At 64.4% G+C, this 16,837-nt stretch carries 13 protein-coding genes; 6 read left to right on the plus strand and 7 right to left on the minus strand.

Annotation, left to right across the window (positions count from 1 at the left end; translation table 11 throughout):
* Positions 1-225: 225 nt before the first annotated feature.
* Positions 226-789 carry a hypothetical protein gene (locus WB785_RS02575; protein WP_424077130.1) on the plus strand — a complete coding sequence of 188 codons (564 nt, stop codon included), beginning with the start codon at positions 226-228 and terminating at the stop codon, positions 787-789.
* Here the strand turns inward: WB785_RS02575 and WB785_RS02580 are convergent.
* Entirely contained in the window at positions 786-2,681 is a 1,896-nt protein-coding gene (locus WB785_RS02580) for an ABC transporter ATP-binding protein (protein ID WP_424077131.1), read from the minus strand. The genes WB785_RS02575 and WB785_RS02580 overlap by 4 nt on opposite strands.
* A complete protein-coding gene (locus tag WB785_RS02585; protein WP_424077132.1) occupies positions 2,678-4,432 on the minus strand; it encodes an ABC transporter ATP-binding protein in 1,755 nt (584 codons plus the stop codon). The genes WB785_RS02580 and WB785_RS02585 overlap by 4 nt, the downstream gene beginning before the upstream one ends.
* 184 nt (positions 4,433-4,616) lie before the next feature.
* On the opposite strand from WB785_RS02585, the gene WB785_RS02590 reads away from it, so the two are divergent.
* From WB785_RS02590 to WB785_RS02600, 3 genes are all read left to right on the plus strand, one after another.
* A complete protein-coding gene (locus WB785_RS02590; RefSeq protein WP_424077139.1) occupies positions 4,617-5,153 on the plus strand; it encodes a DUF3558 domain-containing protein in 537 nt (178 codons plus the stop codon).
* The gene (locus WB785_RS02595) at positions 5,150-5,707 is read left to right on the plus strand and encodes a DUF3558 domain-containing protein (protein WP_424077133.1); all 558 of its coding nucleotides are present in this window, start codon (positions 5,150-5,152) and stop codon (positions 5,705-5,707) included. Before WB785_RS02590 ends, WB785_RS02595 begins: the two co-directional genes overlap by 4 nt.
* 493 nt (positions 5,708-6,200) lie before the next feature.
* On the plus strand, positions 6,201-6,629 hold the full coding sequence (locus WB785_RS02600) for a hypothetical protein (RefSeq protein WP_424077134.1): 429 nt from the start codon (positions 6,201-6,203) through the stop codon (positions 6,627-6,629).
* Positions 6,630-6,640: 11 nt separating this feature from the next.
* Here the strand turns inward: WB785_RS02600 and WB785_RS02605 are convergent, their stop codons facing one another.
* On the minus strand, positions 6,641-7,147 hold the full coding sequence (locus WB785_RS02605) for a SixA phosphatase family protein (RefSeq protein WP_424077135.1): 507 nt from the start codon (positions 7,145-7,147) through the stop codon (positions 6,641-6,643).
* Between the two features lie 240 nt (positions 7,148-7,387).
* Between WB785_RS02605 and WB785_RS02610 the strand changes: the two genes are divergently transcribed.
* Positions 7,388-8,554 carry a metallophosphoesterase family protein gene (locus tag WB785_RS02610; RefSeq protein WP_424077140.1) on the plus strand — a complete coding sequence of 389 codons (1,167 nt, stop codon included), beginning with the start codon at positions 7,388-7,390 and terminating at the stop codon, positions 8,552-8,554.
* Positions 8,551-11,166 (plus strand): AAA family ATPase, encoded by a 2,616-nt coding sequence (locus tag WB785_RS02615; RefSeq protein WP_424077136.1) that lies wholly within the window; start codon positions 8,551-8,553, stop codon positions 11,164-11,166. The genes WB785_RS02610 and WB785_RS02615 overlap by 4 nt, the downstream gene beginning before the upstream one ends.
* On the opposite strand, the gene WB785_RS02620 is transcribed toward WB785_RS02615, so the two are convergent.
* From WB785_RS02620 to WB785_RS02635, 4 genes are read right to left on the minus strand one after another with little or no spacing between them, the layout of a single operon-like run.
* The gene (locus WB785_RS02620) at positions 11,163-12,830 is read right to left on the minus strand and encodes an ABC transporter family substrate-binding protein (protein ID WP_424077141.1); all 1,668 of its coding nucleotides are present in this window, start codon (positions 12,828-12,830) and stop codon (positions 11,163-11,165) included. The two genes, WB785_RS02615 and WB785_RS02620, sit on opposite strands and share 4 nt — an antisense overlap.
* Before the next feature lies 1 nt (position 12,831).
* On the minus strand, positions 12,832-14,679 hold the full coding sequence (locus WB785_RS02625) for a dipeptide ABC transporter ATP-binding protein (protein ID WP_424077137.1): 1,848 nt from the start codon (positions 14,677-14,679) through the stop codon (positions 12,832-12,834).
* Positions 14,676-15,611, minus strand: coding sequence for an ABC transporter permease (locus WB785_RS02630; protein WP_424077142.1), 936 nt, complete (start codon positions 15,609-15,611; stop codon positions 14,676-14,678). Before WB785_RS02630 ends, WB785_RS02625 begins: the two co-directional genes overlap by 4 nt.
* Positions 15,612-15,634: 23 nt before the next feature.
* Complete coding sequence (locus WB785_RS02635; protein ID WP_424077138.1) at positions 15,635-16,612, minus strand: ABC transporter permease; 978 nt, start codon at positions 16,610-16,612, stop codon at positions 15,635-15,637.
* Positions 16,613-16,837: the final 225 nt, after the last annotated feature.

Consider the following 16,837-nt stretch of genomic DNA (forward strand, 5'->3'; position numbering starts at 1 on the left):
TCCAACGGGATTCCCTGACACACCCGGTCGAACAACCTCCAGCGCACAGCCCTCGAATGCGGATATCCACTCGGCATCGCAACCCCTTAAATCCACGGATGTTGCACTGACCGTATGAATCCGCCGCCGAAAACCATGCCTCAAACCCATACTCGGCCACTCGGGCGTCGTTCGCCGCCGGCGAAACTCATTTTGCAATGTGTGAAATGGTGTAATTATGTAAGCATGAAACATCATCACACACATGGGCGGCGCTACGGCCGCCCCGGCGGTTGGCAACAAGCCGGCCAACCCGACGCCAGCGACGCAGCGGACTGGTTCGCCGGACGCTTGCCCGGCGCCTGGTTCGACGGTGACCCGACTGTCGTTGTCGACCGCGAGGAGATCACCGTCATCGGCAAGCTGGCCGATCCAGAAAGCTCGAAGGAAGAAAGCGAGGCTCGTGCGTCAGGCCGCGTCTCACGATTTCGCGAGGACACCCGCTCGGAGCGGATGAACATCGCCGACGAGGCTCAGGACCGCTACGGCCGCAAGGTTTCCTGGGGCGTGGAGGTCGGTGGCGAGCGAATTCTGTTCACCCACATCGCGGTTCCGGTCATGACGCGGTTGAAGCAGCCGGAGCGCCAGGTGCTCGACACGCTGGTCGACGCCGGTGTGGCCCGATCTCGTTCCGATGCCCTTGCCTGGTCGGTCAGACTGGTCGGCGAGCACACCGAAGAGTGGCTGGCCAAGCTGCGCGACGCCATGTCCGCGGTCGACGACCTACGTGCGGAAGGCCCAGAGCTCTAGGCCTGCGTCATCGCGTAGTACGCACCTCGGCGGGCCAGCAGCTCGCTGTGGTTGCCCTGCTCGACGATCTTGCCCGCCTGCATCACCAGGATGACGTCAGCGTCGCGGATCGTCGAAAGACGATGCGCGATAATAAAACTCGTCCGATCACGGCGAAGCTCATGGGTAGCCTTGGCTATCAGCAGCTCGGTGCGGGTGTCCACCGAGCTGGTCGCCTCGTCGAGGATCAACAGCTGCGGTCGAGCGAGAAACGCCCGCGCGATGGTAATCAACTGCTTCTCGCCGGCGCTGATGTTGCTGCCCGCGTCGTTGACCCGGGTCTGGTATCCGTCGGGCAGCGTGTGCACGAACCGGTCGACGTAAGCGGCCTTGGCCGCATCGACTACGTCGTGGTCGCTGGCATCGGGTCGACCGTAGGCGATGTTCTCGGCGATCGTCCCGCCAAAGAGCCAGGTGTCTTGCAGCACCATGACGATGCGGGATCGCAGCGAATGCCGGCTCATCGTCGTGATGTCGATGTCATCGACCAGGATCCGACCGGAGTCGACGTCGTAGAACCGCATGAGCAGGTTCACCAGCGTGGTCTTGCCCACTCCGGTCGGTCCGACGATTGCCACCGTGCTGCCCGGTTCGGCGGTGAACGAGAGGTCGTCGATCACCGGTATACCCGGGCGATAGCCGAAGCTGACATGGTCGAATTGCACCCGCCCGGTTGACCTTTCGCCGTTGGGCGAGGACAGCAGTGGTTCGCGGTCCGGTGATTCTTCCGGTTCATCGAGCAGGTCGAAAACCCGCTCGGCGCTGGCCACCCCGGACTGCATGGTGTTATACATCGAGGCCATCTGGTTCATCGGCCCGTTGAACTGGCGGACGTACTGGATGAACGCCTGGATACTCCCGACTGTGATCTGACCGGTGGCCACTTGCACACCGCCTACGACCGCCGCCGCGACGTAGCTGAGGTTGCCGATGAACCCCGTCGCCGGCGACAGCAGACCGGAGATGAACTGGGCACCGAAACTGGCTTGGTACACGTCGTCGTTGAGCTGACGGAACTCGTCTTCGGCCGCCGCGCGTTGGCCGAACGTCCGGACCACGGTGAAACCGCTGTAGGTCTCTTCGATGTGGGCGTTGAGGCTGCCGGTATTGGTCCACTGCGCGACGAATAGTCGTTGGGAGCGTTGGGTAATCGCCCGAGTCGCGACCAGCGCAAGCGGCACGGTCAGCAAGGTGATGCCGGTCAGCAGCGGCGAGATCGAGAGCATCATCGCAAACACCGTCGCCACTGTCAGGACGGCGGATAGCAGTTGGGTGATCGTCATCGCCAGCGACGTCTGGAGGTTGTCGATGTCGTTGGTGACGCGGCTGAGCACCTCGCCCCGTTGCCGGGAATCGAAGTAGGCCAGCGGCAGCCGGTGCAGCTTGTCCTCGACATCGGCGCGCAGCGCCTGCAGCGTCCGCCGCACGGTGACGTTGAGCAGCCGCGCCTGTGCCCAAATCAGCAGCGCTGCAACGATATACATCGCAAGAGCCAGGGCCAGCGTCTGGGCGACCGCGGCAAAGTCAACACCTCGGCCGGGTACCACGTTCGTCCCGGACAACAGGTCGGCGAAGGTGTTGTTGCCATGAGCCCGCGCGGCCGCGATGGCCTGGGCCTTGGTGATACCGGCGGGCAGCCGCCGGCCCAGCACACCGCTGAACAGCAGGTCGGTGGCATGGCCGAGGATGCGCGGAACCAGCACGCCGATGACCGTTCCGGCGATGCCCAGGACGGTCACCGTGACGGCCGTCCGCCGCTGCGGCGCCAAGCGCTTCACCAGCCGGACAGCCGAGCCTTTGAAGTCGCGGGATCGCTGATTCGGGTACTGGGCGGCGCGCGTGGCGGCGGTCATCGCTGCCCTCCCACGTGAGAGTCCATCGACTGCGAGTCGGCGAACTCCCGATAGGTTGGGCACTGGGCCAGCAGTGATTCGTGCGTGCCCGAGCCGATCACCCGCCCATCCTCGACGACGATCACGTTGTCGGCCTGTGCGACGGTCGAGATGCGTTGCGCCACAACGATTACCGTCGCATCGGCAGCGATCTCGGCAAGAGCAGCGCGGACCCGCACATCGGTGTGCACGTCGAGTGCGGAAAACGCGTCGTCGAACAGGTAGATCGACGGACGGCGGATCACCGCCCGCGCGATCGCCAGCCGCTGCCGCTGCCCACCGGAGAAATTGATACCGCCCTGAGCGACCCGCATCTGCAGCCCGTCATCGTCTGCCTGGACGAATTCGTCGGCAGCTGCCACCCGCAGGGCATCCCACATCTCGTCCTCGGTTACTACCTGTCCGCGGGCGGCACCGATACGCAGGTTGTCGGCGACGGTCCCGGAGAACAGGTAGCCGCGCTGAGGCACCAACCCGATACCTGACCAGAGCTCTTCGATGTCCTGGTCGCGCACGTCGACACCGTCGACGAGGACGGCTCCGGATGTCACGTCGTACAAACGGCAGATCAGCGATACCAACGTCGACTTACCCGAACCGGTGCTGCCGACGATAGCGGTGGTTGTGCCGGGCAGCGCGGTCAGCGAAACATCCTGCAGCACAGCGCGATCAGCGCCGGGATAGCGAAATGTCGCACCGTCTAGTCGGACCACCCCTCGCATACCGGGGGTTGGCCGCACCGGATTCTCCGAGGTGGTGACGGCCGGAACGAGCGACAACACCTCGGTGATCCGTTCCGCGCACACCGAGGCCCGGGGCAGCACCATCACGGTCATCGTCGCCAGCAACACCGCCATCAGGATCTGCGTGAAGTAAATGAGAAACGCGATCAGGGATCCGACTTGCATCCGACCGCTGTCGATGCGCATGCCGCCGAACCAGATCAGCGCAACGGTGGAGCAGTTGACGGTCAAGGTGGTCACCGGCAGCATCAACGCCTGCCAATTGCCGGCACTGAGCGCGGTGTTGGACAGCGTGAGGTTGGCCTCGGCGAACCGTTGACGTTCGAAGGGCTCGCGGGCAAATGCCCGGATCACCCGCACACCGGACAGTTGCTCGCGCATCACCCGGTTGATGTTGTCGATTAACCGCTGCATGTTGCGAAAGATCGGCAGCGTGTGCGCGACGATCCAGTAGTTGGCGACGACCAACACCGGCACGCTGACCAGCAGCAGCCAGGACAGCCCGGCATCCTGGTGGATGGCCATGATCACGCCGCCGACACACATGATCGGCGCGGTGACCAGCACCGTGCTTGTGATCTGCACCAGAAATTGGATCTGCCGAACGTCGTTGGTGGTGCGGATCAGCAGCGACGGTGTGCCGAACCGGGCGGTCTCATGCTCGGAGAACGTGATGACTTGATGGAACATCGCTGAGCGCAGATCGCGGCCGAAGCCCATCCCGATCCGCGAGCCGAAATAAACCGCGCCGATCGCGCACACCACCTGCAGCGCGGTGACCGCGAACATCACCAAGCCGAGCCGCACGATTGTGGCGGTGTCTCCCTTGGCGATGCCGTCGTCGATGATCGTGGCATTCACCGTCGGCAGGTAGAGCGACGCCGAGGTGCTCACCAACTGCAGCGTCATCACCGTCGCCACCAGCCGTCGATACGGCCGGACGTACTGGCGCAGCAGTGCCAGGAGCATTGGGTAACTGTTGCACACCGCCGAGTGGACAGTCGTGCTGATCACCGCACGGTTCGCGCGGCCACCGGGCCGGGCGGTGGGGCAGAAAATACAGGTCACCGGGTGTGCAATGGTTGAGCCAAGGTGCTGCCGCTACAGTGCATCCTGTGATCAGCAGAAGGTGCGCGTAGCCGTGCGGCGCAACATGGCGGCGCTGGCCCTTGCGGCAGCAACCTTGATTCCGGTGGTGGCCGCGTGCTCCGACTCCGGCTCCAACCAGTCCCAGTCGACTGCGCCGACCGCGCCGGGGTCGGGCCAGGGGAAGCACGGTCCGTTCTTTCCGCAGTGCGGCGGCATCAGCGACGAGACGGTGACCAAGCTGACGCAGGTAACTGGGCTGGTCAACACCGCGAAGAATTCGGTGGGCTGCCAGTGGCTCGCGGGCGGCGGCATTCAGGGCCCGCATTTCTCCTTCTCCTGGTATCGCGGGAGCCCGATCGGCCGAGAACGCAAGACCGAGGAGTTGTCGCGTACGAACGTCGAGGACGTCAACATCGATGGCCACGGCGGCTTCGTCGCGGTCGGTAACGATCCGACGTTGGGCGACTCGCTATGCGAGGTCGGGATTCAGTTCTCCGACGACTTCATCGAATGGTCGGTGAACTTCAGCCAGAAGCCGTTCCCGGATGCGTGCAACGTCGCCAAAGAGCTGGCCCGTCAGTCGATTGAGAACGCGAAATGACGATCACCGTGCGTGATCGCGTGTTCGTCGGCGTTGCCGTCGTGGCCGCCGCAGTATCCGTACTGACCGGCTGCACGAGGTCGGTGGCCGGCACCCCGCACAAAGCGGGCATGGGCGATGAGCCGCGCAATAACACCTCCGAGCAGCAGTACCCCAACCTGCAAAAGGAATGTGAGGTGCTCACGACCGACGTCTTGGCCAAGACGGTAGGCGCCGACCCTCAAGACATCCAGAGCACCTTCGTCGGCGCGATATGCCGTTGGCAGGCCCTCAACCCGGGCGGGCTGATCGACATCACCCGGTTCTGGTTCGAGCAAGGCAGCCTCGACAACGAGCGCAAAGTTGCCCAGAACCTGAAATACCAGATCGAGAACCGATCGATCTCCGGCGTGGCGTCGATCGTGATGCGGCCGAACGACCCCAACGGCTCGTGCGGCGTGGCCAGCGATGCCGCCGGGACGGTTGGTTGGTGGGTCAACCCGCAGGCGCCCGGTATCGACGCGTGCGCTCAGGCCATCAAACTCATGGAGCTGACGCTTTCCACCAACTCCTAACACGTTGACCAGGAAATTCGTTGCGACGACGTGCGGTTTCCTGTATCGCTGACTATCGCTGCGCCGGCATGCTCGGGATTTGGCCGGTCTCTGCACGCTTCTCGTCGGTGCCATGCGCGAGAATAACTGTGGCACTTGGGCTTTATTAGCACACGACTGCCGAATGCGATGGGCCAACCCGCCGACGCGCCGGACATTTCGGCCGCGCCGCCAACTGTTCAGCCAAAGAGATTGAAACAACGTTTTTTTGACACCCAAACAGCCACCGGCTACGAGGTGCGAACGTTACCATCGTCGAATGTCTGAAACGCCTCCTAATGAGCCAACCTCCGCGGCTGACGAAACTGAATCCTCTGCGCAACCTTCGCCCGAGTCTGAAGCGGCCGAGCCAGCCGCCGAACCTTCGCCAGCGGCAGCTGCCAAGGAATCTGCTCCCGCCGCACGGGAGTCGAGGCTGTCACGCTGGCTCGCACCAGCAGCGCTGGTGCTTTCCGTGATCGCTATAGCGGGTGGCGCCGTCGGATGGTTCTACCCGCACAAGAGCGCATCGTCCGCGCCCACCTATAGCGACCAACAAGTTAAGGACGCGAAAAAGCACGTTTGCGAGACGTTCAAGATCGTCGATCACGAGGTGGTCAGGAACTCTCGGTTGAAGAACCCGGACAACGGCGGGCCGATCGGCGCGCTTTCGGTGGCGACTGCCGCACGGCTGGCGTTCTACACCGGTGGCGCGTTCCTGCGAGACCGGGTGGCCCAAGAACCTGCCACCCCTCCGGCCTTAGCGAAATCGGTCAACGACATGGGCTCAAACCTCGAGGAGCTTGCCATCGGCTATCTCGCCGGGGGGGCGGAGTTCGCTCAGGATGCGTTGCGGCAAAGTCTCGACGACAAGATCAAAGCAACAATCGAGATGTGCAAATAACGCGACCTGATTTAGCGCGGCACGTGGAAATCGACGAGCTCAGCCGAACCGAGTTCGAGGTCCTTCCAGCTGTGGGTGAGTCGTAGTACCGCCATCGCTGAAGTCGGGAACTTCGTCGAGATACGTTCGGCAGCAGCGCTGTTGGAATTATTGGCACCGGCCAAGCCCAGCGCCACCTCGGTCATCGTTGGCTCGTGCGCGACGACGAGCAGGACATCGGCGTCGTCACCGACGTGGGTGATCTCGTCGATCACCGTTCCGGGGACGGCGTCGTAGAGCCGGTCCGCGTAACGAACCGGTGCGTCGATGCCCGTGTGCGCCAAGGTTTCCCGAGCACGAGTCGCCGTCGAGCACAGCACCGCGCCGATCGTAGGCAGGTTGGCCCGCAGCCAGTCGCCGGCCAGCCCGGCCTCGCGCTGTCCGCGGGGGGCAAGTGGCCGGTCGTGGTCTGGGACCCCTTCGGGATAGGCCGACTTCGCATGCCGTAGTAGCACCAGGGTGCGGACTTGCTGGCTCACTCGATCGAGGTTACCGGCAGCGCTGTGGCTGGTTGGCGGGGCGCAACGCGGCCCCAACAGTCCCGCCTTTTCGCGGGGCTGCTGTGGCTGATGTGACTTGACTGGCGTCTATGAGGTGACCCGCGCCGGCCATTTGTGGACCTGCCGATCGAGGTCCCCGGACTTGTCGGCGCCGAGTCCTACACTCGCGGTGCCCGGTCGCAGAGCGGCTGGACGTGGGGCAGAAGGGACGGGATCGCAATGCGATTCGTGCACACCGCCGACTGGCAACTCGGCATGACCCGTCACTTCCTCGCGGGCGAAGCGCAGCCACGCTATTCGGCGGCACGCCGCGACGCAGTGGCCGGCCTGGGTTCGCTGGCAGCGGAGGTTGGTGCCGAGTTCGTCGTGGTGGCCGGTGACGTCTTCGAACACAACCAGCTGGCGCCGCAGGTGATCAGCCAGTCGCTGGAAGCCATGCGCGCCATCAAGGTTCCGGTGTACCTGCTGCCCGGCAATCACGACCCGCTGGACGCGTCGTCGGTGTACACCAGTGCTCTCTTCAAGGCCGAATGCCCAACCAACGTCCACGTGCTCGACCGGCCCGGCGTGCACGAGATTCGGCTCGGCCTGCAGATCGTCGCTGCGCCATGGCGATCCAAAGCGCCGACCACCGACCTGGTCGCCGACGTGCTCGACGGCCTGCCGGCCGACGGTGTCATCCGGGTGCTGGTGGCGCACGGCGGAGTGGACGTGCTCGACCCCGATCCGACAAAGCCCTCGCTGATCCGGCTGGCCGGTATCGAGGACGCGTTGACCCGTGGCGCAGTGCACTACGTCGCGCTGGGCGACAAGCATTCGGTGACCGAAGTCGGTAGTAGTGGACGGGCGTGGTACTCCGGTTCGCCGGAGGTCACCAACTACGACGACGTCGAAGCTGACCCCGGCCATGTGCTGGTGATCGAAATCGACGAGGCGGATCCGCATCGCCCAGTGATTGTCGAGGCCCCCAGCGTCGGTCGCTGGCGGTTTGGCACCCTGAGCCGCCAGGTGGACAACAGCCGTGATATCGCAGACCTGGATCTGAACCTCGATCTGATGCCCGACAAAGACCGAACGGTGTTGCGGCTGGCCTTGATTGGCTCGTTAACGGTCACCGACCGCGCCGCCCTGGATGCCTGCCTGGACAAGTACTCGCGGCTGTTCGCGTCGCTGCGGGTGTGGGATAGCCACAGCGATCTCGCGGTCATACCGGCCGACGGCGAATTCCGCGACCTCGGCATCGGCGGATTCGCCGCCGCGGCGGTCGAGGAACTGGTCAAAACGGCGCGCACCGGGGACGCCGAGATCGCCGGTGACGCACAGGCAGCGCTGGCGCTGCTGATGCGGCTGACCGACGGAGGTAGCCAGGGTCGAGGTGCGGCGTGAAGTTGCACCGGTTGGTCCTGAAGAATTACCGCGGCATCGATCACCGCGAGATCGAATTCCCCGACCACGGCGTGGTCGTGGTATCCGGCGCCAACGAAATCGGCAAATCGTCGATGATCGAGGCGTTGGATCTGCTGTTGGAATCCAAGGACCGTTCGACGAAAAAGGAAGTCAAGCAGGTCAAGCCGACTCACGCCGACGTCGGATCCGAAGTAACCGCCGAGATCAGCACCGGCCGTTATCGTTTCGTCTATCACAAGCGGTTCCACAAGAAGTGTGAGACGCAGCTGACGGTTCTTGAGCCGCGCCGCGAACAGCACAGCGGCGACGAGGCGCACGACCGGGTACAGGCGATGCTGACCGAGACTGTCGACACCGAGCTCTGGCACGCCCAACGGGTATTGCAGGCGGCGGCGACAGCGGCGGTGGATCTTTCGCGGTGCGATGCGTTGAGCCGGGCGCTGGATGTCGCGGCGGGGGACACCGCCGCGCTGTCGGGCACTGAGCCGGTGCTGATCGAGCGAATCGATGCCGAGTACGGCCGCTACTTCACCGCGACCGGGCGTGCCACCGGAGAGTGGGCCGCGGCCATCGCCGCGCTGCGTGACGCCGAAGAGGAAGTGCAGCAATGCACCGCCGCCGTCGCCGAAGTCGACGACCGGGTGAATCAGCACGCCGCGTTGAGCGCCGAGCTGGCCGAGTTGTTGCCTCTTCAACAGGCGGCCGCGCTCCGGCAGACCGCGGCCCAAGCCGCCGCCGACGAAATCGCGCAACTTACCGAACAGATGAAGGAAGCCGAGCTGGTCGCTGCTGCCGCCACGGCTAGCAGCGCGGCATCAACGGGCGCGCATTCCGAGCGATTACGGCTGCGCGCCGAAAACGACACGCGCGCCGCGACAGTCGCGACGCTGGACGCCGAGGCCCGAGAGGCCACCGAAGCGCGGGGACTGGCTCAAGAAGTCACCGCAGCGGCCGACGCTGTGGTGGAGGAGGCCAACGAGCTCCTCACGGCCGCCCAGCAGCGAGCCGAGACTGCCCGGCATGTCGTCGACGAGCTGGCCCGCCGCGACGAGGTTGAGAAGCTGACCGCCCGGCTTGCCAAAATCGACGGCGCTCAACGCGACCGTGATGTGATCTTCGACGAGCTCTCGACAATTGCGCTGACGGACAGCCTTTTCCAACAGATCGAGCGAGCTGCGGCAGCTGTCGAGCGGGTCGAGGGCCAGCTCGCGTTGGTGTCGGCGACGGTGGAATTCGTCGCGGCCACCGACATCGAGCTTGTCGTGGGCGACGAGCGGGTGTCGCTGCCCGCGGGTCAGAGCTGGTCGACCACCGCGAGCGGCGCGACCGAGGTCGAGGTTCCGGGTATCCTGACCGCGCGGTTCACGCCAGGAGCGACGGCGCTCGATATTCAGACCGAACACGCTGCAGCGCAACAAAACCTGGCCACTGCACTGACGGCCGGCCAGGTGGCTGACCCGGCCGAGGCGCGACGTATCGACCAGCGGCGCCGTGAACTGCTGAACCGCCGCGACCAGACCGCCGCGACCCTGATCGCATTGTGCGGTGACGACGAGGTGGAGCAGTTGCGCTCCGGGCTGGCCGAGTTGCATGACAAGTCCTACGCCGACGATGTCGCCGTGGACACCGCCGCCGCCCGCGCCGAGCTTGAAGAGGCCGACGCGGCGCGGGTCAAAGCGATCGCAGACCTTGAGACACACCGCAGGGTTGCAGCCGCCGCGGCGGCCAAACTCAGCGAAATATCGACGAAGGCAACCCTTTCCGAGCAGAAGCTGGCTACCCAACGCCTCGAGCTGGCTGCGGTCGCTGACCGGCTGGCCCAGCAGCGCGCAGCCGTCGCCGACGAAACGCTGGAGGCCACCGCTACCGAAGCGCTGCGGGTGGCACAAACGGCAGCAGCCCGGGTAGCCGAATTGTCCGAACAACTGACCGCCGCGGAACCAGCCGCTGTGGCCACCGAGCTGGCCGACGCCGCCGAGGCGGCTCAGGCAATGCAAACCCGACACGACGAAATCGCCCGCACATTACATGAGATCAGGGTGGAGCTAACGTTATTCGGCACCGAGGGCCGCAACGGAAAGCTCGACGCCGCCGAGGCCCGGCGTGAACACGCCCGCAGCGAGCACGACCGGGTCGGTAGCCGAGCCCGTGCCGTCCAGTTGTTGCGCACGGTGATGGTCCGCCACCGCGACACCACACGGCTTCGTTACGTCGAACCGTTCCGCGCCGAATTGCAGCGGCTGGGGCGTCCGGTCTTCGGCCCCAGTTTCGAGGTCGACGTCGACACCGACCTGTGCATCCTCAATCGCACGCTCGACGGTTGCACGGTGCCGTACGAATCACTGTCGGGCGGAGCCAAGGAGCAACTGGGCATCTTGGCACGGCTGGCCGGGGCAGCGCTGGTCGCCAACGAGGACGCCGTTCCGATTCTGATCGATGACGCCCTCGGCTTCACCGACCCGCAGCGACTGGTCAAGATGGCCGAGATGTTCGACACCCTGGGCGAGCGCGGCCAGGTGATCGTATTGACCTGCACGCCAGCGCGATACGACGGTGTCAAGGGTGCGCAACGTATCGAGCTGTGCGCCTAGCGCATGAATCCGATCGCGGTGTAGTCGATGTCGGCTAGCCCGGGTGCACCGAAGTTGGCCAGATCTTTGCGCACCGCGATATCGCCGGGCGACTGGAAAAGGGGCAGGTTGAAGCCCTCCTGCCAGATCATCGTGTCGACCTGGTTGGCCAGCCCGCGCGCCGCAGTCTCGTCCAGTTCGGAGAGCGTCTGATCGATTTTGGCGTCGATGCTTGCATTGCCGATCTTGCCAAAGTTGCCCTCGCCGTCGGAGGTATAGATCTGCGGCAGCGCAGACAGCGGGAAAGCATTACCGACCCAACCGAATTGCACGATGTCGAAATCGCCGACGCTCACGTACTGGTTGAAGAATCCATTCCCGGCTTTGACATCCAGCACCAGCTTGACACCGATCTGGGCCAGGTTTTGCTGGGCAACCAGGGCGATCTGGCGCGCGGCCGGCGAGTCGTAAAGCACGTCGCGGACGACTAGCTGCTTACCGTCTCGTTCTCGCACGGCCCCGTTGAGCCTCCAGCCCTGCGCATCCAATTCTCTGCGGGCCTGGTCAGGGTTGTAAGCGGCTGGTGCGCTGTTGTTTTGGTAGCCCACCTGGCCGACGACGTAAACGTGATTGTCCAGCGGCTTCGGGTGACTGGTCAGGCCATGCTGAACAACATTGACAATCGCTTGGCGGTCAATGCCTTTGCAAATTGCCAGCCGCAGCTTGTCGTCGGACAGGATGGATCCGTGCGCGCCATTGAAAGTCATGTGATACCACGTCGGCGCCGGCGCGCTGCGGATTACCACTCCCGGTGTGCGCTCGGCCGTGACCATATCGTCGAGCGTGCCGACGCCGGCAGCGTCGATCGCGTTGTTTTGTAGGGCGGGGATGACGGCGGTGGAGTCCAGCACCAGAAAGGTGATCGAGTTCAGCAGCGGCTTGCGGCCCCACCAGCGGGGATTGCGAGTCAGCACAATCCGCTGTGCGCTGTGGTTGATCCTGGACACGATGAACGGCCCGGCCGACGGGCCAGGGTGGTCGAGTTGGCCCTTGTTGAAGACGTCCGGGTTCTCCGTCATGCTCCGCGGCTGCATGCCACCGGCGAACATCCCGCGCCACTCCGCATACGGCTGGGCGAAGGTGACCACGGCTTGGCGGTCGTCAACGCCCTGGGTCACCGACTTCACCCGTTCGAACCCGGCCCTGCTGGCGATCAGGTAGCGCTTGTCGTGTCCGCTGCATGCGCCGACCTCGGATTTGATGTCTTCCCAGGTGATCGGGGTGCCGTCGCTCCACACCGCTTTCGGGTTGATCGTGAGCGTGACGACCTGCGGGCTGGCGCTGGTCAACTCGGCAGCGGTGAAGTAATCGGTGTTGAGTTTCAGCGACCCGTCCGCCTGGGTGATGAACGCCCCCGGCAGCGTCGGCGTGACGACCGAACCGACATCGGCGGTGTTGCCGTCGATGTTCAATTCATTAAAGTTCGGCGGAAACGAGCTGATCGCAAGCCGCAGGTCGCCGCCGTCACGCAGCGTCGCCGGGTCGCGTGGGTTGATGTCGCTCGAGGTGCCGACCCGCACGGCCTGACGCCCCACCACGTCCTGGTAGCCGTCCGAGCAACCCGTGACGATCACACAAATCAGCACGGTGGAAAGCAGCACAAGCCTGCGAATTGTCGAATAGATGCTAACCACCGCCGATATCCGAGTGCGCCCGTGGGACTGCGGCCAACAGTCGCCGGGTGTATTCGTGCTGCGGCTTAGTGAACACCTGCTCGCCATCGCCCTGCTCCACAATCTTGCCTCGATACATCACAGCCACTCGGTGGGCCAGGTGTTTGACCACCGAAAGGTCATGCGACACAAACAGATAGGACAACCCAAACCGTCGCTGCAGGTCAAGCAGCAGGTTGATGATGCCGGCCTGAATTGACACGTCGAGCGCCGACACCGGCTCATCGAGCGCAAGGATCTTCGGCTGCAGTGCCAGCGCCCGCGCAATACCGATTCGTTGCTTCTGCCCGCCGGAGAACTCCGCTGGATAGCGGCTGGCGTCGGCATGATTCAGCCCGACGATTCCCAGTAGCTCGGCGACCCGCTCCTCGCAGCGGTGCCGGTCAAACCCGTTGGTAACCAACGGTTCAGCAATGACGTCGAATACCGGGAGCCGCGGGTCCAGCGACGCTACCGGATCCTGAAACACCACCTGCAGTTCGGTGCGCAGCTTACGACGGGTGGCTTTGTCGAGGCCGGCGACGTCGGTGCCGAGAATCTGGATCGCACCGGCCTGAGGTGCGGCGAGTTCGAGAATCTGGCTCAACGTCGTTGATTTGCCGGAACCGGATTCGCCGACGATGCCCAAAGTGCGGCCCTGCTGCAAGGTGAAGCTGACGCCGTCGACCGCACGAACTTCACCGATCCGCCTGCGCAAAACGACGCCTTTGGTCAGTGGGTAGGTTTTGGCAAGGTCGGTGACTTGCAGCACCACCGAACGGTCGGTGTCGGTGGTATCGCCGGCAGCCGGCTGCGTTGACACGTGATAGATGTCGGCCGCGCTGCGTCCAGCGACATCGTTGGTGCGGATGCACGCCGCCTGGTGACCGTCCCGGATCGGGACGAGATCGGGCTCTGCCGAACGGCATTCGCTGATCACCAGCGGACAGCGCGGCGCGAACTGACAGGCATCGGGCAGCGACGTCATCGTCGGCGGAGCACCGGGGATCGGCACAAGCCGAGTGCCTTGTCGGGCGTCCAGCCGCGGCACCGAACCCAGCAGCCCGACCGTATATGGCATCCGGCGGTCACGGTAAAGCTCTGCAACTCCCGCGATCTCGACCGGACGTCCCGCGTACATGACCAGCGCACGATCGGCGAACTCCGACACCACACCCAGGTCGTGGGTAATGATCAGCACACCGGCGCCGGTGACGTCGCGTGCCGTTCGCAACACGTCGAGGATCTGTGCCTGCACGGTGACATCCAGCGCGGTGGTCGGTTCGTCGCAGATCAACAGGTCGGGATCGTTGGCGATCGCAATAGCGATCACCACTCGCTGCCGTTCGCCGCCGGACAGCTCGTGCGGAAAAGCCCTCGCCCTGCTTTCCGGCGCCACGATGCCGACCAGCTCGAGCAACTCGATGGCGCGCTTTCGGGCACCCGCTCGACTGATCTCGCGGTTATGCACCTTGATCGCTTCGGCTATCTGATCGCCAATGGTGTAGACCGGCGTCAACGCCGACATCGGGTCTTGAAAGACGGTGCCGATCGACTTGCCGCGGATCCGCGACATCGCCTGGTCGGACAGCCCGAGTAGCTCTTCGCCGTGCAATCGCACCGATCCGGAGACATCGGTGTGTTGGGGAAGCAAACCGGCAACGGCCATCGCGGCGGTGGTCTTGCCGGAGCCGGATTCGCCGACGATGGCGACCACTTCGCCGGGGTCAATGTGATAACTCGTGCCGCGCACTGCCGAGACGCACGCGTCACCGGTTTCAAAGGTGACGTTGAGATCCGTCACCTCGAGCAGGGCCGTCACTTGCGACGTCGCTTCCCGCGGCGCGACGCTCGGCTGCTCGGATCCAGTGCGTCGCGCAGCCCATCGCCGGTGAGGTTGGCGCACAACACAATCAGGACCAACGCTCCCGCCGGGAACAGGAACACCCAAGGGAACGTGGTGGTCGAAGGAGTGCCGTCAGCGATCAGCGTGCCCAGCGAGACATCGGGTGGTTGAATACCGAATCCCAGGAAGCTCAGCCCGGTTTCGGCCAGCACCGCGAAGCCCACGTTGAGGGTCGCGTCGATAATCAGGATCGAGGCGACGTTCGGCAGGATGTGATGAACGATTACGCGGCGGTCTGGCACTCCCATAAACCTTGCCGCACGCACGAATTCACGTTCCCGCAGGCTCATCGTCAAGCCCCGCACCATCCGGGAGCTGACCATCCATCCGAAGATGGCCAGCAGCACGATGAGCCACAGCATGCTGCTCGACTGTTTGATGCGCGGAGTGATGATGGCGATGATCAGGAAGCCGGGCACCACCAGCAGCAGGTCGACCAGCCACATCAACGCCCGGTCGCGCCAGCCGCCGAAGTAGCCGGCGATCGATCCGACGGTGGCGGCGATGCTGGTCGAGATCATCGCCACGCAAAAGCCGATCAGCATCGACTTCTGCATGCCGCGCAGAGTCCGGGCTAACAGGTCCTGGCCCAATGCGTTGGTGCCGAACCAGTGCTTGCCCGACGGTGGCTGCAGCAGCGCGTGGTAGTCCAGAGCGGTGTAGTCGTAGGAGAGCAGGGGCGGCAGCCCATAGCAGCCGACGAACAGCACTACCAGCAATCCCAACGCCACCACGGCAGGTCTGTTGCGCATGAAGCGACGTGCGACCAGGCTGCGTCGTGAGGTGAAGGTAGCCGGCTTGATGCCGACCCGCAGTGGCGTGGTGTCCGTGGGGGCCTCTTGGGTCATCAGCGCGTCGTCGCCCGGGTGGGTCATGAGACCCGCACCCTGGGATCAAGGGCCGCATAGATGACGTCAGACAACAGTCCGGCGAATAGTAGTGCGGCACCGGTGACTAGCGTGATCGTCGCGACGATGTGGGTGTCCTGACTCTGAATGGCCTGCACCACCCACTCGCCCATGCCGTGCCAGCCGAAGATCTTCTCGATGAACACCGCGCCGACGACAAGGCCGCTAACCCCGTAGGCGAACAAAGTGGCCAGCGGGATGAGCGCGGTGCGTAAGCCGTGCTTGAACAACGCACGCCGGCGAGTCAGCCCCTTGGCTCGAGCGGTCCGAATGAAATCCTCGCCGAGCACGTCCAGCATCGCGTTGCGCTGGTATCGGCTGAAGCTCGCGGCCGCGCCGAGGGCCAGCGTGAGGCTCGGCAACACGATATGCCGAGCGCGGTCGACCAGCTGGTCCCAGATGCCGCCCGGCGGAATCGGCGACGTTTCCCCGGTGTAGGCAAAGATCCGCACCCCGGCCACGTTGTTGACCCGCAGCGAGGCAAGGATGAGCAGGCCGGCCAGCACGAAGAACGGAATGCTCAGCACGATCAGTGACAACACGGTGATCACCCGGTCGCTCAGCCGATACTGACGGACCGCTCCCCAGGCGCCCAGGACAACGCCGGCCAGTGTGCCCACGAGGGAACCGATCAGCACCAGCCGAAAACTGACCCCCACCCGCGGCCACAACTCCTGGGTGACGGTGTGGCCGGTCACCGTGGTGCCGAAGTCGCCTTGGACGACATCGGCAGCCCATTCCGCGTACCGGATGGGTATCGGCTTGTCCAAGCCGAGCTCGACGGCTTTGGCGTGGATCGCCTCGGCGGGCGGCTGGGGGTGACGTTCGATGAAGCTGTCCAACGGATGAAACGCCACCGAGGCCAGGTAGAAGGCCAAGAACGACGCCAGTACCAGCAGCACGATGTAGTTGAGCAAGCGGCGCAGCAGGAAGCGGATCATGGCCGCCGGCCTTGCCTGTCTTGCATGGGGCCAGGGTAAAAGATCTGATCTGGCCCGGCGCGGGCACGGGCCAAAGGCGCAGCTAGGCCGCGCCGCTACCGAAATCCGTTCCCGCTGCGACACCGGCCGAGCGCTCCGAGCCGTTCTGATCGGACTGATCCGGACCGGTGAAAGTCTGTCCGTCGATTGTTAAACTGACCCCTTTGGGTCGGGGCTGTGCAGCAA

Origin of the sequence: Mycobacterium sp. (assembly GCF_049585075.1) — a bacterium.
In the GTDB taxonomy this organism is placed as follows: Bacteria; Actinomycetota; Actinomycetes; order Mycobacteriales; family Mycobacteriaceae; genus Mycobacterium.